Source organism: Arthrobacter sp. UYNi723 (genome assembly GCF_054057635.1).
On sequence record NZ_JBSRZM010000003.1, the window covers coordinates 1 to 22,266 of the forward strand.

17 protein-coding genes and 1 pseudogene are annotated in these 22,266 nt (G+C 64.4%); 4 read left to right on the top strand and 14 right to left on the bottom strand.

Translation table 11 applies throughout. The annotated features are described in order from the left end of the window. Nucleotides 1–69: 69 nt before the first annotated feature. A pseudogene (locus ACVWY0_RS03185) lies at nucleotides 70–618 on the bottom strand (MFS transporter); the annotation flags it as partial. 142 nt (nucleotides 619–760) lie between these two features. On the opposite strand from ACVWY0_RS03185, the gene purH reads away from it, so the two are divergent. Continuing rightward, a complete protein-coding gene (purH, locus tag ACVWY0_RS03190; protein WP_485835394.1) occupies nucleotides 761–2,446 on the top strand; it encodes a bifunctional phosphoribosylaminoimidazolecarboxamide formyltransferase/IMP cyclohydrolase in 1,686 nt (561 codons plus the stop codon). 259 nt (nucleotides 2,447–2,705) lie between these two features. Here purH and ACVWY0_RS03195 read toward each other — a convergent pair whose 3' ends face one another. Then, nucleotides 2,706–3,671, bottom strand: coding sequence for a trypsin-like serine peptidase (locus tag ACVWY0_RS03195; RefSeq protein WP_485835395.1), 966 nt, complete (start codon nucleotides 3,669–3,671; stop codon nucleotides 2,706–2,708). 244 nt (nucleotides 3,672–3,915) lie between these two features. Between ACVWY0_RS03195 and ACVWY0_RS03200 the strand changes: the two genes are divergently transcribed. Then, nucleotides 3,916–4,143: a hypothetical protein gene (locus ACVWY0_RS03200; RefSeq protein WP_485835396.1), complete on the top strand. Its 228-nt coding sequence runs from the start codon at nucleotides 3,916–3,918 to the stop codon at nucleotides 4,141–4,143. Nucleotides 4,144–4,371: 228 nt separating this feature from the next. Further along, nucleotides 4,372–6,591 (top strand): NADP-dependent isocitrate dehydrogenase, encoded by a 2,220-nt coding sequence (locus ACVWY0_RS03205; protein WP_485835397.1) that lies wholly within the window; start codon nucleotides 4,372–4,374, stop codon nucleotides 6,589–6,591. 120 nt (nucleotides 6,592–6,711) lie between these two features. On the opposite strand, the gene ACVWY0_RS03210 is transcribed toward ACVWY0_RS03205, so the two are convergent. The 11 genes from ACVWY0_RS03210 to ACVWY0_RS03260 form a co-directional block, all read right to left on the bottom strand. Then, nucleotides 6,712–7,206 (bottom strand): hypothetical protein, encoded by a 495-nt coding sequence (locus tag ACVWY0_RS03210; RefSeq protein WP_485835398.1) that lies wholly within the window; start codon nucleotides 7,204–7,206, stop codon nucleotides 6,712–6,714. Beyond that, nucleotides 7,203–8,417, bottom strand: a complete 1,215-nt coding sequence (locus tag ACVWY0_RS03215; protein ID WP_485835399.1) for a serine/threonine-protein kinase — start codon at nucleotides 8,415–8,417, stop codon at nucleotides 7,203–7,205. The genes ACVWY0_RS03210 and ACVWY0_RS03215 overlap by 4 nt, the downstream gene beginning before the upstream one ends. A 270-nt stretch (nucleotides 8,418–8,687) precedes the next feature. Next, the gene (locus ACVWY0_RS03220; RefSeq protein WP_485835400.1) at nucleotides 8,688–9,683 is read right to left on the bottom strand and encodes a hypothetical protein; all 996 of its coding nucleotides are present in this window, start codon (nucleotides 9,681–9,683) and stop codon (nucleotides 8,688–8,690) included. Nucleotides 9,684–9,768: 85 nt separating this feature from the next. After that, nucleotides 9,769–10,575, bottom strand: coding sequence for a hypothetical protein (locus ACVWY0_RS03225; RefSeq protein WP_485835401.1), 807 nt, complete (start codon nucleotides 10,573–10,575; stop codon nucleotides 9,769–9,771). A 176-nt stretch (nucleotides 10,576–10,751) separates the two neighbouring features. Then, nucleotides 10,752–11,822, bottom strand: coding sequence for a Gfo/Idh/MocA family protein (locus tag ACVWY0_RS03230; protein WP_485835402.1), 1,071 nt, complete (start codon nucleotides 11,820–11,822; stop codon nucleotides 10,752–10,754). A gap of 34 nt (nucleotides 11,823–11,856) precedes the next feature. Next, nucleotides 11,857–12,546, bottom strand: coding sequence for an ABC transporter ATP-binding protein (locus tag ACVWY0_RS03235; RefSeq protein WP_252601159.1), 690 nt, complete (start codon nucleotides 12,544–12,546; stop codon nucleotides 11,857–11,859). Nucleotides 12,547–12,548: 2 nt separating this feature from the next. After that, nucleotides 12,549–14,009: an ABC transporter permease gene (locus ACVWY0_RS03240; protein WP_485835403.1), complete on the bottom strand. Its 1,461-nt coding sequence runs from the start codon at nucleotides 14,007–14,009 to the stop codon at nucleotides 12,549–12,551. Between the two features lie 214 nt (nucleotides 14,010–14,223). Next, the gene (locus ACVWY0_RS03245) at nucleotides 14,224–15,321 is read right to left on the bottom strand and encodes a substrate-binding domain-containing protein (RefSeq protein WP_485835404.1); all 1,098 of its coding nucleotides are present in this window, start codon (nucleotides 15,319–15,321) and stop codon (nucleotides 14,224–14,226) included. 51 nt (nucleotides 15,322–15,372) lie between these two features. After that, entirely contained in the window at nucleotides 15,373–16,641 is a 1,269-nt protein-coding gene (gene mmsB / locus ACVWY0_RS03250; protein WP_485835405.1) for a multiple monosaccharide ABC transporter permease, read from the bottom strand. Between the two features lie 45 nt (nucleotides 16,642–16,686). Then, a complete protein-coding gene (gene mmsA / locus ACVWY0_RS03255) occupies nucleotides 16,687–18,243 on the bottom strand; it encodes a multiple monosaccharide ABC transporter ATP-binding protein (protein ID WP_485835406.1) in 1,557 nt (518 codons plus the stop codon). 131 nt (nucleotides 18,244–18,374) lie between these two features. Then, nucleotides 18,375–19,565 carry an ROK family transcriptional regulator gene (locus ACVWY0_RS03260; RefSeq protein ID WP_485835407.1) on the bottom strand — a complete coding sequence of 397 codons (1,191 nt, stop codon included), beginning with the start codon at nucleotides 19,563–19,565 and terminating at the stop codon, nucleotides 18,375–18,377. Nucleotides 19,566–19,772: 207 nt separating this feature from the next. On the opposite strand from ACVWY0_RS03260, the gene ACVWY0_RS03265 reads away from it, so the two are divergent. Then, nucleotides 19,773–20,567, top strand: coding sequence for a nitrilase-related carbon-nitrogen hydrolase (locus ACVWY0_RS03265; RefSeq protein ID WP_485835408.1), 795 nt, complete (start codon nucleotides 19,773–19,775; stop codon nucleotides 20,565–20,567). Here the strand turns inward: ACVWY0_RS03265 and ACVWY0_RS03270 are convergent. Next, a complete protein-coding gene (locus ACVWY0_RS03270; RefSeq protein WP_485835409.1) occupies nucleotides 20,546–22,237 on the bottom strand; it encodes a PucR family transcriptional regulator in 1,692 nt (563 codons plus the stop codon). The genes ACVWY0_RS03265 and ACVWY0_RS03270 overlap by 22 nt on opposite strands. Nucleotides 22,238–22,266: the final 29 nt, after the last annotated feature.

Consider the following 22,266-nt stretch of genomic DNA (forward strand, 5'->3'; position numbering starts at 1 on the left):
CACGCCGACAACGCACCGTTCCCCGCGCCGTCAAACGCAAAATGTCCAACTGGCCACTCAAGCGAACACCAAAAACCACAAAGTAAACGGCATTGCCACTAGACCGGCTGACACAAAACCGGCAAGGGCCGCGCCCACCGGCCACCAGCCGTCCATTGCGGTGAGGACTTTCCCGCGCTGCTTGCGTGGTGTGAACTCACCCACCAGCGCGTAGTCCACGGGAATGCAGCCGCCCAGACCGAACCCGGCCATAAACCGGAACACGCAGAACCAGATGAAGTCGGGGGAGAAGGCGCCGAGGACCGTGAAGAGCGAGAAGATCAGCAGCGTGGCCGTAAAGGCCTTCTTCCGCCCGATCGTGTCCGCGATGGTTCCCCACACAAACGCGCCCAGCGCCATGCCGATCAGGTTGGACGTACCCACCCAGGCCACTTCGCCGGGAGCCAGGGCCCAGTGCGTCGAGAGCAGCGGGATGAGGATGCCGTTCAGCGTCACGTCCCAGGCATCGAACATAAAGCCGAGGCCGCCGATCACGAAGATCCTGCCCTGGACTTTCCATCGCCAGGGCAGTTCCTGGACCACCTGTTCGCCGCTGGGCACAGTGGTGTAAGTATTCATCGCAGCCTCCTGTGAAAACTCTAACCGTGCCCACTGACGTTCACACTGCCGCCGGCAAGCGGGGCAAACCGCACAACACGATAAACTGGGCCCATCCCCACCAACCGCGGCACTGTTCCGCGAGATCAGACGGAGACTTTTTGTGAGCGCCACGCAGCCTGACCGTGTATCCATCGACCGTGTTCCCATCCGCCGGGCGCTGATCTCGGTTTACGACAAGACCGGTCTGGAGGAGCTCGCCAAGGGCCTGCACGCAGCCGGCGTGAAGATCGTCTCCACCGGTTCCACTGCCAAGAAGATCGCCGCGGCCGGTATCCCGGTCCAGGAAGTCGAAGAAGTCACCGGGTCTCCGGAAATGCTGGACGGCCGCGTCAAGACGCTGCACCCGCGCGTTCACGGCGGCATCCTGGCGGACCGCCGCGTCCCCGCGCACATGGAAACCCTCGCCGGCATGGAGATTGAAACCTTCGACCTGGTGGTGGTGAACCTTTACCCGTTCGTTGAGACCGTGAAGTCCGGCGCCGCGCAGGACGATGTCGTTGAGCAGATCGACATCGGCGGCCCCGCCATGGTCCGTTCGGCAGCGAAGAACCACGCCGCCGTCGCCATTGTTGTTGACCCCACATTCTACGGCTCCGTGGTCACCGCCGCCGCTGAGGGCGGCTTTGACCTGAAGACCCGACGGCGGCTGGCCGCCAAGGCGTTCGCCCACACCGCGTCCTACGACAACGCCGTGGCCACCTGGACTGCCAGCCAGTTCTTGGATGAAGACGGCGACGGCATTATCGACTGGCCTGCCTACGCCGGCCTGTCGCTGGAGCGCTCCGAGGTTCTCCGCTACGGCGAAAACCCGCACCAGCAGGCTGCGCTCTACGTAGACAAGGCAGCCCCGGCCGGCATCGCGCAGGCCGACCAGCTGCACGGCAAGGCCATGAGCTACAACAACTTCGTCGACGCCGACGCCGCCCTCCGCGCCGCGTTCGACTTCGCCGAGCCCGCCGTCGCCATCATCAAGCACGCCAACCCGTGCGGTGTCGCCGTTGGTTCCGCTGATGCTGCAGACACTATCGCCGATGCCCACGCCAAGGCCCACGCCTGCGACCCCGTTTCGGCCTTCGGCGGCGTCATCGCTGCCAACCGGACGGTCACCGCCGCCATGGCCGAGACCGTTGCCGGCATCTTCACCGAGGTTGTCATCGCGCCGGACTTCGAGCCGGAAGCCGTGGAGATCCTCGCCAAGAAGAAGAACATCCGCCTGCTCGCACTGCCCGAAGGCTACGACCGCTACCCGGCAGAAATGCGCCAGGTATCCGGCGGTGTGCTGGTCCAGATGAGCGACAAGGTGGACGCCGACGGCGACAACCCTGCCAACTGGACCCTCGCCGCTGGCGCAGCCGCTGACGAAAAAACGCTCGCGGACCTCGCCTTCGCCTGGATTGCCTGCCGCGCCGCCAAGTCCAACGCCATCCTGATCGCCGATCACGGTGCAGCAGTGGGTATCGGCATGGGCCAGGTCAACCGCCTGGACTCTTGCCGTCTGGCCGTCGAGCGTGCCAACACGCTGGGCGTTTCGGTGGAGTCCGACGTCGAAGGTGCTGGCGGTGCGTCAAACGCGGACGCGACCGGCGCACCTGAGCGCGCCCGCGGCGCCGTGGCAGCCTCCGACGCGTTCTTCCCGTTCGCTGACGGACTGCAGATCCTGATCGACGCCGGCGTCCGCGCCGTGGTCCAGCCGGGCGGTTCCGTCCGGGATGAGGAAGTCGTCGCTGCGGCCAACGCGGCCGGCATCACCATGTACTTCACGGGTGCCCGCCACTTCTTCCACTAGGCGGTTAAACGTCGACGGCGCCTGTCCCCGCAGAGGGGGCAGGCGCCGTCGGGCCTTAATGGGCAGCTAGGGATGATCTGGTGCCGGGTCCGCGCCCCGCTGCATGAGGCGCGGACCCCCTTCCGGAAGCCGAAGCTCCCGGGGCTTGGCATCCGCCATCCGCTGCTTCGTCCAGTACTCGAGGATCTCCTCGTGTGTCTGGTCCGATTCGCTGTGGCTGACGGATCCGTTGCCGGGTTCCTCGCCAGGCGAGGAGTTCCTAGGCGGCCGCTGCAACGTTGTACGCATCCTGGATGACAGTGCCCCAGTCCGGCCCGTACATTACGGACGACCTGTTGTAGCCGTAGCTGTTGATCGAGTTCTGGAGGCCGTCCGAGCCGGAGCCGATGAACCACGGGCCGCCGGATGAACCGCCGGTCATGTCGCAGGGGATGCCCTGGGTATAGAACTGGGGGTTGTAGGTGTCATTGGTGGCCGTACCAGTGCAACTCCAGAGGGAGGCGCCGTTGAAGGGCGATGCCTGGGGGTATCCGTAGGACTTGTAGGTCAGGCCCCGCGGCTGGTTGAAGGCAACACCGGAACCCCCTACGACGTTCGTCAGGAGCTGCTGGCCGAGCGGATTCATGACGGCGAAGCCAGTGTCGTAGGTCATGTCACCGTTGGCGGTCCACTGGGTGGGGGCGTACAGGGCCTTGGCCGTCCACCTGCCGTATGGAGCGTTGCCGTTGTCGTAGGCCGGGACGAACGCGAAGTTGGTGACGAACGCGCCGGGCCCTTCGTTGACGCAGTGTCCAGCGGTGGCCACCGTGCTCTGGTTGGCAGAGGAGACGGCGTTGCCGGAGCAGACGTAGTTAGTGGTCCCGATGCTGAAGAAGACCTTGCCGATGTGGTCCACCGGCGTCTCAAGCTTGGCGATGGTCGGTTTGCCCTTGGTAGCTTTGACCTTGGTGGAGGCTCCCTTTTCCACCGAAATGGCGCTGGAGGTGTTGCCTCGTTCCACTGCTTTGTCGGCGAGGACGTCGCCGGGAATGGCGGCGCGCATCCTGTCTGCAGTCCAGTAATCGGCAACCCCGGTACTGTCCACCGAAGTGCTGGTAACGGATGGTGCCGACTTGTCGCCCGACGCCGAAGGGGCGGCTGTTGCACCCGCGGCGCCAACCAGCGCCAGGACGGCAGCCGCCGAAAGGCTCAGGAGGGTGGCAGCCAAGGACCTGGTACGCGTCATTATTGTCCTGTCTAAAACGTGTGAAGGCGTGCCCTGGAGAGCCAGCCGCGTGACCCATGTAACCTATCGAGACATGACAAATTTGTAAATAGTAGTGACGCCAAAAGTATGGTCCGCAAACGTGTCCTGGATTTGCTGGAACTAGTGTGCCGCTCTGGTCAAAACCGTTGCCGAAGGGTATTTTTCTCCTATACAGTGGCACGTCCGATCTGGGCTCCGGACTCTATGCGAATTGGGGCCCATCGTGATTGCTTTCTGGAAGTCCGCCAAGAAGTCGGCCGTGCATGGCCGGCATTTTGCAGCCGAAGGGAGCGCCCACGGCGCTTCGCCGGAAATTGAGGCCTACGCCGCAGCCGTGCAATTGCGCGACGTCGACCCTATCCATTCGTTTACGGCGACGGAGGAGCTGCGCAGGCAGGACCCCAAGTACGTGCAGCTCTGGCCCAGTGACATACCCCACAAGCGGCGCTGACCGGATCCTCACCTGCACCGGTGGCTCCCGGAGGTAAAGCGCGACGGCGGCTGGCCGCCCGAGGTGCGCTCCGCCGTCGGGCGTTCCCCCATGCCTCAATCCGCTGTAATGCAGGGCCGTCCGGCCGCCCCGGTACGGTTCAAAGCCGTGTCCTCAGGTAAGTTAGGGGTGGTGAAATAGAACAAAATTTCCAAAAAAATCAGCCGACCTCCAGGGAGACGCCCGCGCATGTCCAAGATTATCTATACCCACACCGACGAAGCGCCGATGCTGGCTACTTATTCGTTCTTGCCGATCATCGAGGCGTTTGCTTCGACCGCAGGTGTGGAGGTGGAGACCCGTGACATTTCGCTCGCAGGCCGCATCATCTCCGTGTTCGGTGACTACCTCACCCCGGAACAGCAGATCGGCGACGCCCTTGCTGAACTGGGTAAGCTGGCAAAGACGCCGGACGCCAACATCATCAAACTGCCCAACATCAGCGCTTCCATCCCGCAGCTGAAGGCCGCCGTCGCCGAGCTTCAGGGCCAGGGCTACAACCTGCCGGATTACCCGGACAACCCCTCCTCGGACGAGGAAACGGCCGTCCGCTCCCGTTACGACAAGATCAAGGGCTCCGCCGTGAACCCGGTCCTGCGCGAGGGAAACTCGGACCGCCGTGCACCGCTGTCCGTCAAGAACTACGCCCGCCAGAACCCGCACTCCATGGGTGCCTGGTCCGCGGATTCCAAGACCAACGTTGCCACCATGTCGTCTGATGACTTCCGCGCGAACGAGAAGTCCGTGGTCATCGGGTCCGACGGCACCATCGCCATCCAGCTGGTCCGCGAAGACGGCTCGGTCAAGGTCCTGAAGAAGGCCTTCCCGGTGCTCGCCGGTGAAGTCATCGACGGCACTGTTATGCGCGCCGCGGCGCTGGACGAGTTCCTGGCAGCCCAGGTAGTCCGCGCCAAGGAAGAGGGCGTCCTGTTCTCAGCGCACCTGAAGGCCACCATGATGAAGGTCTCGGATCCCATCATCTTCGGCCACGTGGTTAAGGCCTACTTCTCCGAACTGTTCGAGACCTATGGCAAGCAGCTCACCGCCGCCGGGCTGAGCCCCAACAACGGCCTTGCCGCCATCCTGAGCGGCCTCGAGGAGCTTCCGGAGGATGTCCGTGCAGGCGTGAAGGCGCTCATCCAGAAGGGCCTCGACGACGGCCCGGCACTGGCCATGGTGGACTCTGACAAGGGCATCACCAGCCTCAACGTGCCCTCCGACATCATCGTGGACGCTTCCATGCCCGCCATGATCCGCTCCTCCGGCCATATGTGGGGCCCGGACGGCCAGGAAGCCGACACCCTGGCGGTCCTCCCGGACAGCTCCTACGCCGGCATCTACCAGGTTGTTCTGGACGACTGCCGCGCCCACGGCGCCTTCGACCCCACCACCATGGGCACCGTCCCGAACGTAGGCCTGATGGCCCAGGCCGCCGAGGAATACGGCAGCCACGACAAGACGTTCGAGATCCAGGAAGCCGGCACCGTGCAGATCGTGGACGGTTCCGGCGCCGTCCTGATCGAACACGAGGTTGCTCCCGGTGACATCTGGCGCGCCTGCCAGGCCAAGGATGCCCCCATCCGCGACTGGGTCAAGCTGGCCGTCACCCGCGCCCGCGCTTCCAAGACGCCCGCAGTGTTCTGGCTGGACGAGACCCGCGCGCACGACCGCAACCTCATCGCCAAGGTCAACGAATACCTCAAGGACCACGACACCGAGGGCCTGCAGATCGAAATCATGTCCCCGGTGAAGGCAACTGCCTTCACCCTGGAGCGCATCCGCAAGGGCGAGGACACCATCTCCGTCTCCGGAAACGTGCTCCGCGACTACCTCACGGACCTGTTCCCCATCCTGGAACTGGGCACCAGCGCCAAGATGCTGTCGGTTGTTCCGCTGATGAACGGTGGCGGCCTCTTCGAGACCGGCGCCGGCGGATCTGCTCCCAAGCACGTCCAGCAGCTGCTCAAGGAAAACCACCTGCGCTGGGACAGCCTGGGTGAATTCCTGGCTCTGGCCGTCAGCTTCGAGCACCTGGCCACCACCACGAACAACGCCCGCGCGCAGGTCCTGGCAGACACCCTGGACAAGGCGACGGGAACCTTCCTGCTGGAAAACAAGTCCCCGAGCCGCCGCGCCGGCGAGCTGGACAACCGTGGCAGCCACTACTTCCTCGCCCGCTACTGGGCCGAGGAACTGGCCAAGCAGACCGAGGATGCGGAGCTGGCGGCATCGTTCGCGGCTGTGGCCAAGGAGCTTTCCGCCAACGAGGACACTATCGTGGGCGAGCTGGCCGCGGTGCAGGGCTCAGCGGTGGACGTCGGCGGTTACTACCGTCCGGACGAGGCCAAGGCCTCGGCCGTGATGCGTCCGTCCGCCACGCTGAACAAGGTCATTGCGACCCTGAACTAAGCGGAAACGAACGTTAGGAGGCGGCGCCCCGGGAAACCGGGACGCCGCCTTTCTCGTATGGCCGACGGGAGCGGATGAAGCGCGGGTGAGTTAATACATAACGGGCCGTCCGTCTGCCCGTCAGCCGTCCTTGCCTTTGCCTCTATTTCCCTTGTCTTCATCAGGCTTAGGAGCTGCCGGCGCGGGGGCCACCTTGGCGGCCTCAGCCGCAGCGGCGTCCGCCTCTGCCTGCCTTCGCGCCGCGGCGGCGTCCTCTGCAGCCTTCGCGACTGCTGCGTCGGCCAGGGCCTTGGCTTCCGTCAGGTCGGCGCGGACGGCAGTGGCGGCCGTCGTGATGCTGCGCCGGCGTTCCTCGGAAACCTGCCCGGTCCCCGCAGCGGAGGCAAGATCGGCCTCGAGCCTATCCAAGGCTGCCAGTCCGCCAGCGGGGTCATTATGGGCTGCGGCCTGGCTGACGCCGAGGACTCGTTCCTGGAGTTGGCGGGAGGCATCACGTTGAAGGCCGGTCTCAGCAGGACCGCACGCTGCCAGTGAACCGGCGAGCAGAAATGCTGCTGCAGCTGTTAGGCGTTTGGCAGTGGCCGAACGCCCGCGGTGCTTCGGTGCAGGGCTCATGGTTCCACGCTTTCCTGAAGTTCCTTGAGGTGGTCGCCCAAGGTGCCGGTGACGGCGGGGTAAGGAACGACGTCGGGCGTTGGCTGAGGTGCCAGGCTGAAGGTCAGCGCCGCTGCGGCTGCTCCAGCGGCGAGCACGCCCAGTGCGATGACCGTCCAGAACCGCCTTCCGGTGTGGCGGAGACGAGACAAGTCCGGGACCCAGCCGCGCGCGTCGGAACCGCGGGTGACATCCGCTTGTTTCTTGCTGGCCCGGACTAGGGGCAGGTCTGATTCAGCGGTGATGGCGATGGACGGTGGCCTGAACGGCATGGCCGGGAGTACGCGGGTTGTCTCCGGTTCGAGCTCGCCCGGTGCGGACACCGGTGATACCAGGGCCTGACGCAGAACGGATTCAACATCGGACGCGACGGGACGTTCCAGCGGTTCGATGGCAGTCATGGAACGGATCAGATCAGCCCACTCCGCCGGAAGGTCAGCTGGGACCTCTGGTGCCCGGTGCAACCGGGCCACAGCGGATTCGACCGCGCTGCCCGGGAACTCAACGGTCTGCTTGACGCATTCCAGCAGTACCAGACCCAGCGAGTAGATATCAGTGGCGGGCGACAGGGGAGAACCCATGGCCTGCTCCGGACTGAGATACGCGGCCGTCCCCACCATGGTTCCCGTGGCGGTCAGCCGGGCTGAATCCGCCATCCTGGCGATGCCAAAATCCGTGAGTTTGGGTCGCAAAGGTTCACCCGGACGGATCTGCACGAGCAGGATGTTCCCGGGCTTGATGTCGCGGTGGATGATGCCCAGGCTGTGCACGTAGGCCAGCGCGTCAGCTACGCCTGCCCCGATGACCGCAAGCTCGTCCAAGGGAACTGCACTGTGCCTGATCCGGCTGCGGAGGTCCTGGCCCTCCACGAGCTCCATTGTCAGGAACGGCCGAGGTTCCTCCAGGACACGGGTATCGATGCCTGCATCGAACAGCGTGACCAGGCTGGGATGGTTGAGCGTTGCCAGCAGCTGGATTTCGGCTTCCTGGCGCCTGAGCTCATTGGCATCCGGTGCCTGTGGGGCAAAGAGCTTCAGGGCGACATCCCTGCCCAGGTTTTCGTCCCGGGCGCGGTAGACGGATGACATGCCGCCGCGGCCGATTATGTCCGCCAGCCGATAGCGTCCGCTGAGCACTTCATTCCTAATGGAGCTAGGCGAATCCGCCACCATGACCAGTTCCTCCCGGTGCGCTGCGGCACTATTCGTCCTCAATAATACCGGCCGTTGGCGCATCCCTAAAGTCGTCTGCCGGCACGCCGGCGGCCCGGCTGAGACGTGATTGGGACTTTCTCAGCCGGACCTCCGGTCACAAGGGACAAGTGCTGGTAGTTGGGCTCTCGGGTGACCACCTCCTATTCGGAAAAGCTGGCTCTGCCGCGAACGGCGGAGCATGTGCGTTGACAGTCTTAGCCGTCGCAGTCCGCTGAGTGCGGAATCCGGTTAGGCCTTCCGGCGCCGCTTGAGCATCAGCAGTCCGGCAAGCAGCAGGATGAGGGCGAGGGGGATCAATGAAGCCTCCATGCCCGTCTTGGTCAGCGTGGCTGTGCCGCCCTGGCCTGAGGTGTTGCCCATGGTGTTTGCTGCGGCCGATACCGAACCGGTGGTGGTGCCGGCGGGAACAACAGTGATACCGGTCGTGCCACCTCCCGTGGTGCCGGTAGTTCCGGTTCCCGGGTCCGTGGTGCCGGTAGTTCCGGTAACTGGGTCCGTGGTGCCGGTAGTTCCGGTACCTGAGTCCGTGGTGCCGGTAGTTCCGGTTCCCGGATCGGTGGTGCCGGTAGTTCCGGATCCCGGGTCCGTGGTGTCCGTGTCACCCGTCGTGCCGGTTCCCGGGTCCGTGGTGTCCGTACCGGGCATTTCCGTACCGGGGGTTTCCGTACCTGGGGTTCCACAGCCATCGGTGCCGCCGCCCATGATGACGCATGCATCAATAGCAACATTCGCGCCGTCAAGAACGCCGGACGTGCCCAGGCCCAGATCGATATCAACAACGGCAGCCAGGCTGCCGTCGGTACTGCCGAGGATGCCGTCACCGAGGCCGAGATTGATGTTCGCTGCTGCGGCTACGTCGGCGGTGGTGTTGCCGTTGCCGTTGGTGTTGCCGAGGAGGTTGTCTCCGAGGTTGACGTCTACTACGGTGGCGATGTCGGCGGTGGTGTTGTCGGTGTCGGTGCTGTTCGTGCTGCCGAGAAGGCCGTTGCCAAGGCCAAGGTTGACGTCGACTACGGCAGCGACATCCGCAGTATCCGACTGCGTTGGGCCACCCAGCAGGCCCAACGACGTCGTGTCAACGGATGCCGCTGCCGAGACCAGGGCGGATGCGGAAAGTTCCGGTCCGCTGGTTGTGTCCGCGGCGCTTGCTGCTGTGGCGCCGAAGGCCAGTAAGCCGCCGGCAAAGAGGGTGCTGAGCAGCCCCCTGCGAAGGTTGCAATTCATGATGATGTCTCCTGAGAAGTTGATGTGGGGCGCTTTTCAGCGCCTGGAGGCCGTGTTCTGCCCAGGAAAGGGCAGGAGGGCTCAACTAGTCAGGTGAGGAACCGGGGTCGAATGACGCCGGCGAAGGGGTGTGCTCAGGTGATCCGTTGATGGGGAAGGCTCCCGAAAGCAGCAGGTTGAAACCGAACTCGTCCAGCGAGGCAGCAGAGCCTGAGGCGCCGGAGGGCGAAGCGCCGCTCCCTACACCCGAAGCAGGTCCTGCAGGTCCTGCCGGAGCCGGTGGCGTGGAAGGGTCGGTGGTCCAGGGGCTTTCTGCCGGGGCTGCGTGCATTTCTGTGCCGGCCGGAACCGGCAGCGACGGCATTCCCGTAACGGCAAGCAAGTTGTTGGAAGTGCCGGGCAGCTGGACCGGTGAGGACGCAACGGTCGCATCTACCAGATCCACTACGGACTTCAGAATAGGCTCAAGAACCGGTGCGGCATCGGTCAGCGGAGGGGCGACTGTCTCAATCAGGTCATCTGCAGCGGTATCCACCACGGCGGCAACGGGGACATCCACGCCCGTAACGCTGCCGGCCGGAACCACGCTCTTCACCACAGGGACGGCGGCGATCAGTTGATCGGCCGTGCCCGCCACCCTGCCCACTACGGGCTGCAGGAGTCCGGTGGGTGAAGGAGCCGGCGATGCGGCCTCAAGAACGGGAGAGACAGCGCCGGACAACGGCGCAGTCAGGGACGCAGCCGATGAAGTGAGGCCGCCCAGAAGGGATCCTGAATCTCGTGAAGAGTCTGCCGTCGCGGCTGAAGCGGAAAGTGTCAGCCAAGTGGCAGTCACCGCACCTGCGAGGAGCAGCGGACGGAGCGCACGCCACGGCGATCGAACTTTAGCCATGCGTACACCCCCAGTATCGTTGAGACCTACGATTTCATCAGCGTAAGACTCCCGCGTGCAGCAAGTCTAGGGAAACTGAAAATAAATCCAGCAAGCTTACTAATTTGTCACTCAGTCATCGATATCCGAAAGATGACTGTCAAGCCTGTTTACAAAAAAGTCATAGGCCAAAATGGTCAGTGGGCATCGTTCGGGTAGCTGACGCCCAGTTGCCCGCGCACTCCGTCAAAGAGCCGCATCGTTTTGATGGAATCCTCCAGCGGCATGACGGGGCTCTCGGTCAGACCCTGTTGGATGCAGCGGGTCACCTCGCGCAGTTCGTAGGTGTAGCCGATGCCGACGACGTCGAACGCCTCCGTGCGCAGCCCTTCCCGTCCGACGCCGATCACCAACTCCCGCGGGTTGTTGATGGAACCCACACTCTGGAGGTAGCCCAGGCTGCCCGCCACGGTGGCAGTCCGGGGACCGTACGCCAGGAGCGAGGACGTCAGCTGGGCCTGGGCACCATGGTTGTAGCCGAGGGTCAGGGCATTCTGGGCGTCCACGCCGTCGTCATTGATGAAGCCGGTGGCACTGACGGTCTGTGGGAACCCCAGCGTTCCCACCGCCCACAGCAGGGGGTAGACCGAGATGTCCAGGAGGGCGCCGCCACCGTCCTGCCTGGCCCACAGCCTGGACGTCGTGGAATAGGGCGCGGGAAAGCCCAGGTCAGCGGTCACCCAGTGCACGTCCCCGAGCTCCCCGGACGCGGCAATCTCGAACGCCCGCTGCATGCCCGGGAGGAAGCGGGACCACACTGCCTCCATGAGGAAGAGCTTCCGTTCCCGGGCAAGCGCGACGAGCTCGCTCGCTTCCCTGCCGTTGATGGTGAACGCCTTTTCGCACAGGACGTGCTTGCCCGCATTGAGCGCAGCGAGCACAATCTGGTGGTGCTGGGCGTGCGGCGTGGCGACGTAGACAACGTCCACCGAGTCATCGGCGAGCAGCCGCTGGTAGCCGGGCACGCCGTCGTCGTCCCCGTAGGCCTTGGCGAAACCGTAATCGGCCGCGAAACTCTCCGCAGTTCCCTGTGAGCGGGAACTGACGGCATAAAGGTCGGCGTCTGGGAGCAGTGCCAGGTCCTGCGATACTGACCGCGCGATCCCGCCGGTGGCTATGACGCCCCACCGCAGGCGTTTTCCAGTGGCAGACCGGGGATCCGGATCGGACTGGCTGGACAGCCACGGTGTGGCAATGGGCGCACTCATGGTGCCCATCCTCTCATTCAGACCAGTCCGGGCGTCAGACCAAGGCGCGCGCCGGTTCTTCCGTCAGCCTGCCCTGCTGGAGCCTGAAGCGGCGGTCCGTCTTGTTGGCCAACGCCTTGTCGTGCGTGACCACAAGGATGGTGGTGTTGTGGTCACGCCTGAGCGAGCTGAGCAGTTCGATGATGTGGTCACCGGTCTGCTCGTCCAGGTTGCCGGTGGGCTCGTCAGCGAGGATCAGCTTGGGTTCGTTGGCCAGCGCCCGGGCAATCGCCACGCGCTGCTGCTCGCCGCCGGACAGCCGGTTGATGCGGCGCACCTGCTTCTCCGGGTCCAGCTGCACCTGCTCCAGAAGGTCCGTTGCCCGCTGCCGACGCTCTGTCCTTCGCACGCCCGCGAACTCCATGGGCAGCATGACGTTGTCCATCGCAGAAAGATTCGGGATCAGGTTGAACTGCTGGAAAACGAACCCGATATCCCGGCGCCGGTACTCGGTCAGCTTGCCGTCCGGCATCCCGGCCAGGCTCACGCCGTTGACGACGACGTCTCCGCTGGTCGGTTTGTCCAACGCACCCAGGAGGGACAACAGTGTGCTCTTGCCGCTGCCGCTCTTGCCGACAATGGACGCCAGCGTGCCCTGTTCGAGAACAAAACTGACGTCGTTGACCGGCTTGATGGTGCGGTCACCGGAGTTGAAAGTGCGGACCAGGTTCTTGACTTCAATCATGGCTATTCTCCTCGCAGGACTTCGATGGGACGGATGCGTGCCGTGAGCAGTGCAGGGACCAGCGCGCCGATGATGGCCACGCCGAACACCGCTGCGATGCCGGCGGCGATGACGCCGGGGGAAGCGCTGGCGGTGACCGATGTCAGCAGCTGGGAAGCGCCACCGAGAGGCCCACCCCGGCCGCCGGGGAAGCCAGTACCGCCGCCCGGCATTCCAGCGCCGCCGGCAGCGCCGGCCATGGCGGCCCCGCGACCGGTGGTGGTGGCCGCCGTCGTCGTGGTGTTGGTGCTGATCAGTGCGGAAGCGATGCCTCCGCTGGCAAAGGAGGCGACGGCGGCGCCCACCGCGCTGCCCATGCCCACCAGAACCAGCGCCTCCAGCACGAATTGCGGGCCGATGGTGCGGGTGGGTGCACCGATCGCCTTCAGGACACCGATTTCCCGGCGGCGCCCGCGGACCAGCATGACCATGATCAGCAGGATGATCAGTCCGGCGGTGCCCGGGGCTGCGACGAAGGCGATGAGGGAGATGTTCTTGACGCTGCCGAGCGAGCTCACGGCCGACTCCAGGTTCTGGCCCTGGGTGACGTCGGCCTTGTCCGTGCCGAGGGCGGACTCAAGCGCGGTTTTGGCGGCCTCGAGGTTTTCCATGGAGTTCACGGTGACGATCATCGATGAGAGCTCGCCCGGCAGTGCCGCGACCGTCTGGGCCGTGGGCAGGGTCAGGTACAGGGCGTTGTTGCCGAACGTGGTGCCGGAATCGAAGAGGCCAGCCACAGTGAACGTCTGGTCGTTGATGGTGAACGTTGAACCGATGGTCAGGTTGTTCTTCTCGGCCAGAGTGGTTCCCAGGAGGGCGTTGGCGGATTCAGCCGTGTAGTCGCCGAGCCCGGTGCCTTCGGTGATGGTCAGGGCCTTGCCCGTGCTGTCCAGTTCACCGCCGATTCCGGTTGCGGTGATGGGGAGCGAGCGCACGGGCTGCGCGGTGGTGGTTCCCGTGGTGCCGTTCGCGGCCTGGTTCCGGCCGCCCAGCGTGCCGGCGTCGACGGCAGCGGTAAGGCTGGTGGTCAGCGTGGTGGCGTTCTGTCCGCCGGGACCGCCTTGGCCGCCGCCGGGGCCAGCTTGGGTGCCGGCCGCCGTCTGCGCCGCGGCTTCGGCGGCATTCCGCATCCGGAGTGCACTGGTTCCGACGACGGAGCTGACGTTGGGGACGGCCGCTGCGGTGGCGGCCTGCTCGGCAGTCAGCGGTTCGCCGCCGCCTTCGAAGCCCTGGCCGCCGGCCGGGTTGACGGTCAGGACGGTCCCGACGGATGCGTTCAGCTCCTGGACTTTGGCTCCGACGGCCTGGTTGGCCACCAGCATGGCCAGTGCAAGTCCGATCGCGACGGCCAGAACCGCCACCACCGCAGCTGTTCGGACCTTGTTTCTGAAGGCATTGCCACCACTCCGGGCAAGGACGCTCACTGTACTCCTAGGATCTGGGGCCGGCGGAAGGCTGGCATCTGCTCCTACCTTCGCGGCCGGGCCTGTGCAGGAAGACGGCCGAAGCTGTGTTTGGGCTGTGAAAGGCGGCGGGCAGTGAGAGAGCGTTAGTGAAAAGCGTGCATTAAGTGAGAGAGCGTTGGGACGCGGAATGCCCCGGCTCCCTGTGGGGGCCGGGGCATGTCCGCATTCGGTGTTACTTGGTGATCGGGCCGAGTACCGGATCATCGGTGTAGGCCGTCTTGACGTTCGCTGCGGTCACGATGACCGGCTCCAGCAGGAACGCCGGAACCACCTTCGTGCCGTTGTCATAGGACTTGTCATCGTTGACCTCGGGCGTCTTGCCTGCCTGCAGGTCCTTGATCATGGTGATCGCGTGCTCAACGAGCTTGCGGGTGTCCTTGTTGATGGTGGAGTACTGCTCGCCGGCCATGATGGACTTGACGGACTCAACCTCGGAGTCCTGGCCAGTGATGACAGGAAGCTGCTTGCCGGCGGCCTTGACGGAGGTCAGGACCGCGCGGGCCAGCGTGTCGTTCGGAGACAGCACGCCGTCCAGCGTGGCGCCGCCGTAGGTGCCTGCGAGCAGGGTGTCCGTACGCCGCTGGGCGTTCTCGGCCTTCCAGCCCTGGGTGACAGCCTGTTCGAACGAGGTCTGTCCGGACAGAACCGTGAGGGTGCCGTCGTCGATCTTCGGCTGCAGGATGCTCATGGCGCCGTCGAAGAAGACCTTCGCGTTGGCGTCATCCGGGGAACCGGCAAAGAGCTCGATATTATACGGGCCCTCGGGCTTCTTGGCTTTCATTCCGTCCAGCAGCGCCTGGCCCTGCAGCTCACCGACCTTGAAGTTGTCGTAGGCCACGTAGTAGTCCACGTTCTCGGTGTTCAGCAGCAGACGGTCGTACGCGATGATGGTCGCGCCGGCGTCCTTGGCCTGTTGGAGCTGGGTGCCGAGCTGGGCACCGTCGATGGCCCCGACGATGATGACCTTGGCGCCCTTGGTGACCATGGCGCTGATCTGGTTCTGCTGCTCGGAGACGCCGCCGTTGGCAAACTGCACATCGGCCTTGAAGCCTGCGCTGTTGAGTCCGTCGTTGAACAACTTCTCGGCCAGGACCCAGTTTTCGCTGGTTTTCTGCGGGAGCGCGACGCCGATCGAGGAGTCCTGCGGGAATCCTGCTGCGCCTGAGGCGCCGCCGGGGGTGGTGGGTTCCGTGCGGCCGCAGGCCGTCAGCGCCAGTGCTGCGATGGCGGCGATCGCCGCTACCTTTCCTGCTTTACCAATCATTTGCATTTGCTTGGTTCTCTTTCTATAGGTGGTGTGGGGGAAACGTGGGGGAGCCGATCAGGCTTCGCGGTGGATGACTTCTTTGGTGCTGGTCGTCTCGTCGGGCTTGATCTCGTTGTTTCGGCCGAAGTTCTTCATCATCATGCCGATGATGGACTTCTTGCCCTGGGACTTGTTGTAGACATCGAAGGCCACCGCGATCAGCAGGACGAGGCCCTTGATGATCTGGGTCAGGTCGGCGCCGATGCCGAGCAGCTGCAGGCCGTTGTTCAGGACGGCCATCACCAGGCCGCCGACGATCGAGCCGATCACGGTGCCGACGCCGCCGGTTACTGCTGCGCCGCCGATGAATACGGCTGCGATGGCGTCCAGTTCCCAGCCGACGCCGTCGAACGGCCCGGAAGCGGTGGAGCGGCCAACGAAGATCATGCCCGCAAGGCCGGCGAGGACGGACATGTTCATCATCACCAGGAAGTTGATCTTCTTGGACTGCACGCCCGACAGTTCGGCCGCGTGGCGGTTGCCACCGACGGCATAGACGTGGCGTCCGACGATCGTCTTGGAGGACACAAAACCGTAAATCAGCACGAGGAGAGCGAGGATAAGGCCCGGGATGGGGAATGAGGTGCCAGGCCGGCCGGTGGCGAAGAGGTACGTGGCGAACAGGATGGCGCCGCACACAAGGACCAGCTTGGTGATCACGACCCACGCTTCAGGGACGTGGGCGCCGATGGCCTTGGCATGGGAGCGGGAGCGCACGGCACTGAAGATGACGAACGCAACTCCGGCGAGGCCAAGCAACAGAGTGAGATTGTTAAAGCCGGTGTCCGGCCCCACCTCCGGGAGGTAGCCGGAGCCCAGATACTGGAAATCGCGGGGGACCGGGATGGTGTTGGACTTGCCGATAAATTGGTTCAGGCCGCGGAACAGCAGCATGCCGGCCAGCGTCACGATGAAGGCGGGGATACCGACGTAGGCTGTCCAGAAGCCTTGCCACATCCCGATCAGCGCGCCGAGGGCCAGACCCAGCAGCACGCCGGCGTACCAGGGTATTCCCCAGTCCCGCATGGCCATGGCCACCGAAACGCCCACGACGGCGGCGACGGAACCGACGGACAGGTCGATGTGTCCTGCGATGATCACCAGCACCATGCCGATGGCCAGGATCAGGATGTAGGAGTTGCCGTTGAAGAGGTTGATGACGTTGCCGGAGGTGAGCGTATTGCCGCCAGTGGCCACCTGGAAGAAGATGATCAGTGCCACGAGGGCAAAAATCATGCCGAATTGGCGGGTGTTGCCGCCAAAGAGCTTCTTTAACGCGTTCATTGTGTCAGTCCTTGTGTCTGGAAGGGTCTGGAATGTTCCAGAAAGTCAGGCGGCCTTGCGGGCGGAGGTCATCAGTTTCATCAGGCTTTCCTGGCTGGCTTCGTCTTTGTTGAGGACCCCGGTGATGGCGCCCTCGAAGATGGTGTAGATGCGGTCCGAGAGCCCCAGCAGTTCCGGCAGTTCGGAGGAAATGACAATGACGCCCTTCCCTTGGTTGGCCAACTGCTGGATGATGCCATAAATCTCATACTTTGCGCCGACGTCGATCCCGCGGGTCGGTTCGTCAAGGATCAGCAGGTCCGGATCGGTGAACATCCATTTCGCCAGCACCACCTTCTGCTGGTTGCCGCCCGAGAGCTTCGCGACGCCTTCCTCCACGGACGGGGTCTTGGTGCGCAGCGACTTCCGGTATTCCTCGGCGACGGCAAATTCCTGGTTGTCATCGACGACCGAGCGTTTGCTGATCTTTTCCAGGTTGGCGGACACCGTCGTGGTCTTGATGTCGTCGAGCAGGTTCAGCCCGAGCGACTTCCGGTCTTCGGTGACGTAACCGAGGCCGGCGTCGATTGCCTGCCGGACGCTCTTCAGGGTGATTTCCTTACCCTCTTTGTAGAGGTGGCCGGAAATGAAACGTCCGTAGGACCGGCCGAAGATTGACCTGGCAAGCTCGGTCCTTCCGGCACCCATCAGGCCGGCGAAACCGACGATCTCGCCGCTGCGGACGTGGAAGTTCGAGCCCTTGCAGACCAGGCGGTCCTCGATCTGCGGATGGCCCACGGTCCAGTTTTTGACCTCGAAGAGCACTTCGCCGATTTTCGGTTCATGTTCCGGGAAGCGTGACTCCAGGGTCCGGCCGACCATGCCCTTGATGATCCTGTCCTCGTCGACACCGTCGGCCTTGACATCAAGGGTCTCGATCGACTTGCCGTCGCGGATGATGGTGATGGAGTCCGCGATCTGTTCGATCTCGTTGAGCTTGTGCGAAATGATGATTGAGGTGATCCCTTTGCCCTTCAGGCCCAGAATCAGGTCCAGCAGGTGCTGGGAGTCGGACTCGTTCAGGGCCGCCGTGGGCTCGTCAAGGATCAGGATCTTCACGGACTTATTGAGCGCCTTCGCGATTTCCACGAGTTGCTGCTTGCCGACGCCGATTTCTTTGATCGGGGTGTCGGGATCCTCGCGGAGCCCGACGCGGGCCAAGAGCTCGATGGAGCGGCTGCGGGCCTCATCCCAATTGATGACGCCACGCTTGGTGGGCTCGTTGCCGAGGAAGATGTTCTCCATGATCGAGAGTTCCGGGATCAGGGCGAGCTCCTGGTGGATGATCACAATTCCGGCGTGTTCGCTGGCCCTGATGTCCTTGAACTGCTGGACTTCGTTCTGGTAGACGATGTCGCCGTTGTAACTGCCGTGCGGGTAGACGCCGGAGAGGACCTTCATGAGGGTCGACTTGCCGGCGCCGTTTTCGCCGCAGATGGCGTGGACTTCTCCGGCCTTGACCCGGAGGCTGACCTCGTCGAGTGCCTTGACACCGGGAAATTCCTTGGTGATGGAACGCATCTCCAGGATGACCGGGTCAGTGTGCGTGGTCTGGGACGTCATTTGCCCTTACGCCTCCAATGCATGACTTCTTTGTCCGCCCCGCAAAGCGCAGGGGCGTCTGATGAAAAAGTAAACTGGATCACACCCGTTGTCGTCAAGTCTTTAACGCAATTATCCGGATAACGAAACGGCTACGTTCGCCGGATCCCGGCGTGTTGGAACACCAACGCGGCAGCCCCCAGGGCCTCTGCGCGGTCTCCGAGGGAAGACATCGTCAGCTTGGTGGTCTCGCCGATCACTGGCACTGCATGCCTGATGAGCCCCCGCCTGATGGGATCGAGCAGCAGGTTGCCCAGCCCCGCGAGGGGACCGCCCACCACGATCACTTCAGGGTTGATCAGATTGGCCACATTGCCCAGGGCGCGTCCCACTGCCAGGCCTGCATCATCCACCACCCTTAGTGTTGCGGAGTCGCGGGCGAGGGCTTTCCGCACGATGTCTGCCGGCGTCAGGGGCGGGTCTTCGCCGCGGCCCAGCAGCTCCATCATGGTGGTAGTGGAGGCAATGGTTTCCAGGCAGCCACGGTTGCCGCAGCGGCACACGAGCCCGTGCTCGTGGATGGTTGCATGGCCGATCTCGCCGGTTATGCCAACGGTGCCGTAATAGGGCGCGCCGTTGAGGATCAGGCCCGCGCCGATGCCCGAACCGATCTTGAGGAACATCAGGTTGCTCACGCCCGAATGCGGCCCCCACGTGACCTCGGACCAAGCGCCAAGATTGGCGTCGTTGTCAACGAATACGGGGATATTGAGCTTTTCCTCCAGATGCTGGAGGATGTTGATGCCTACCCATTCGGGGAGGATAGCGCCCTGCGCTACGGTGCCGGTCCGGCGATCGATGGGGCCGGGAATTCCGACGCCGGCGCCCACCACCAGGGTCCGGTCCACGCCGCTTTGCTCCAGCAGTTTGTCCAGCAGTCCTACGGCTGCCCGAATGCCTTCCTCGGCCTGGTGGCCGAGCGGCAGCAGGACGGATTCCTCAGCGATCACGTGGTAGCTCAGGGATGCCAGGACCACTCGGAGATGCCGCCGGCCGAAATCGATTCCCACTGCCACCGCGCCGTTGCTGTTGAGTCTTACGTTGAGTGCTCGGCGTCCGGAACTGGTGATCGGTTCGGTTGACGCCAGGCCCGCATCCTGCATGATTTTGACGATATTGGAGACCGTGGCGGTGGAGAGGCCGGTCTGGCGTGCAAGCTCGGCCTGGGTGGACGGGCCGCTCATGAGGGTCTCGATGATCCGTTGCTGGTTCAGTTGCCGGAGGGCTGACTGGGATCCCGGATTCTTTGACTTGCTCCTCGTCGAGCGCGGTGTGGCGGACATGAAAAGAAGACTGCCCTACATTGACTGTTGTAGTCAAGAAGTTAACGCAAGGAGTCTGCCGGATGAGACAAAAAGATAGGACGATCCGTCCCTCCTGTGGCTTCGGCCGGTGCAATTGGCCCCGGATGTCGTTCAGGGCCGGTGGCTAGGCTGGGGAAAGCGGACGCATACTTCATGTGGCCGTCCCGATCATGTGAGGTGGTAACGGTGCTGCTGGCCCTGATGCAGGCAAATGCCCGCGTACTCGATGTGGATGCAAACTGCGCCGCCCTGGATGCGGCTGCCCGGGCGGCCGCCGGGGAGGGCGCAGCAGTCCTGGTCACCCCGGAGCTGTTTCCCGTGGGCTACGCGCCGCTGCGGCTCCGCGCGGAGCTGGACCCCACCGGGCTTCCCGCCATCAGGGAGACGCTGGCAGGCATCTCGCGCCGCTACGGAATCGGACTGGTCTACAGCCTGCCGTCAGTCACGGAAAGGGGCAGCTGGCACATCACCTCCACGCTCGTGGACAGCGCGGGGGTTGAGCTTCTCACCTACGCAAAAGTGCACCTCTTTGGCGATGACGAACGCGCGGCGTTCAGCCCCGCCGAAGCGGCTCCCGCCGTCGTCGATTTCAACGGCTTCCGGACGTCAATGGTGATCTGCTACGACGTGGAATTTCCGGAAACGGTCAGGGCCGCCGCGCTGGGCAGAGCCGAGCTGCTGCTGGTGCCCACCGCACTGGCGCACGGTTTCGAGACGGTTCCCCAGGTCCTGCTCCGGGCCCGCGCGCTGGAAAGCCAGCTGACCATCGCCTATGCCAACCACTCAGGAACGGAGGACGGCTGCGAATTCCTCGGCGGCAGTGTCATTGCCGGACCGGATGGTTCGCTGCAGGCCACGGCGGGACCGGGAGCCGAACTCCTGTTCGCCGAGGTGGATCCGGACGCCGCCCGAAATGCCCGTGACGTGGTGCCCTATCTCCGGGAACGCCGCCCGGAGCTCTACCGGTCCTGGGGCATCTGAACCATCCGGTCCTCCAGACCGTCCACGTACTGCAGGGCAATCCACAACTCCGCCCGCACCTGGGCGGAACCAAGGTCCATGGCCAGCAGCTCGGCCAGTGCATTGATCTGGCGCCGCACGCTGTTCCGGTGCATGCCCAGGACTTTGGCAGTGGCGTCCCAGTTGCCGTTTTCGCTCAGCCATGACTTCAGGACACCGAGCTGGGAGCTGATTCGGTCAGGCTCCTGCGCCAGGACCGGTTCCAGTAGCCGGGCGGCAAGCATGGTGCCGGCGCCGCGGCCCAACAGCCCTGTGACCGACCACGTCACGTCATCCACACGCACGCTTTCTCCGCTGGCCCGGACGCGGGCCCGCAGCGACGCCGCGCGCTGGTACGCGGCAGGGAGTCCGGCCATTTCCGTCGGATCGCCCACCACCAGGCGCCAGCCCAGCTCCTCCACCTCATGCAGCAGCGCGTCGTCCACCTTCAGCCGGGTGACGCCGGCAAAACCGTAGTCCGTCAGCTCCACCATCTTCGTGTCGAACAGCCTGCGCCACTGCAGCAGTTCCCGGACAGGGCCATCGGCCGACGCGGGCGCCGACGCGTCCGCCCGGACGCCCTGAACCACCCGGAGGGCACCGGACCGGGTTCCGGAAACGCTTTGCGCCAGGAGGTCCCTCAGGACGTTCAGCTGCCGGGTTGAGCCGGCGGCCAGGTTCTCCGGATGCAGCAGCAGTGCCGTTGCCAGCTGGCTGGGGGCGAGCGAGCCGCTGGTGCGTTGTCGCACCAGCAGTTCCAGCAGCCCCACTACCGAGGACACCACACTGTTCTGCGCCGGGGTCAGCGCCCTGTCCGTGCCCAGGATCAGTGCCCCGAGGGTGGCGTCCTTGGTGCTTCGGAGCGGATGGCCAAAAACCAGGGCGGAACCGGCCGCCGGAAACGAGTCCGTCTCCACCCGCGGGCCGTTGCCAGCCAGCAGCCGCCTCAACATCGGTTGCAGCGCGGAAGGCTCGACGGCGGCGGCAGGGCCGGTCCCGCCGGTCCCGGCTGCTGCCGCCCGGGCGCGAACCCGGCCGTCCGACCCGAAAAGCTGGGCCCACACCGGAACCCGCTGTGCCAGTGCGGACAGGAGTTCGTGCTCTGGCCTGGCCGACAGCACCGCCCGCATCAGTTGCCGGTTGGTATCGGCTAATTGACGGAAGACCCGGGCGTTGCCGGATTCCAGCAGCTGGGAGAACTCCAGCCCGATGGCGGCGAAGGGGACACTGCTGGGGATCTGCACCAGGGTGAGCCGATGCGTTTGGCACGCCGACAGCACGTGGTCCGGGACGGCGTCGAAATACGGCTGCAGGCCAAATCCCAAGGCCGCGACGCCGGCGCCGACCAGCCGCCGCACGTACGTGTCCGCCCTCGCCCTGGTGCCGCCGTCGTCCAGGAACGGCAGTCCTGCCGTGAGGACGAACTCCCCGTCAATCAGGTACGGCGTGGGATCCTCCAGTTCGCTGGGCTCCACCCAGCGCAGGGGCGCGTCGGCGTTGCCGGCGTCGTGCAGGACCGTGAGGTCCCGGGGGAGCGCTTCCAGAAACTGGCCCAGGGTCACGGCATCCAGGTGTTCCGCGGCATCAGGCTGCACGGAGGAACCCGGGGCCGGCCCGTTCAGCGTTCCCGACTTTGGTGCATTACGTCTCATGGTTGAAAACTATAGGTCACTTTGCACAA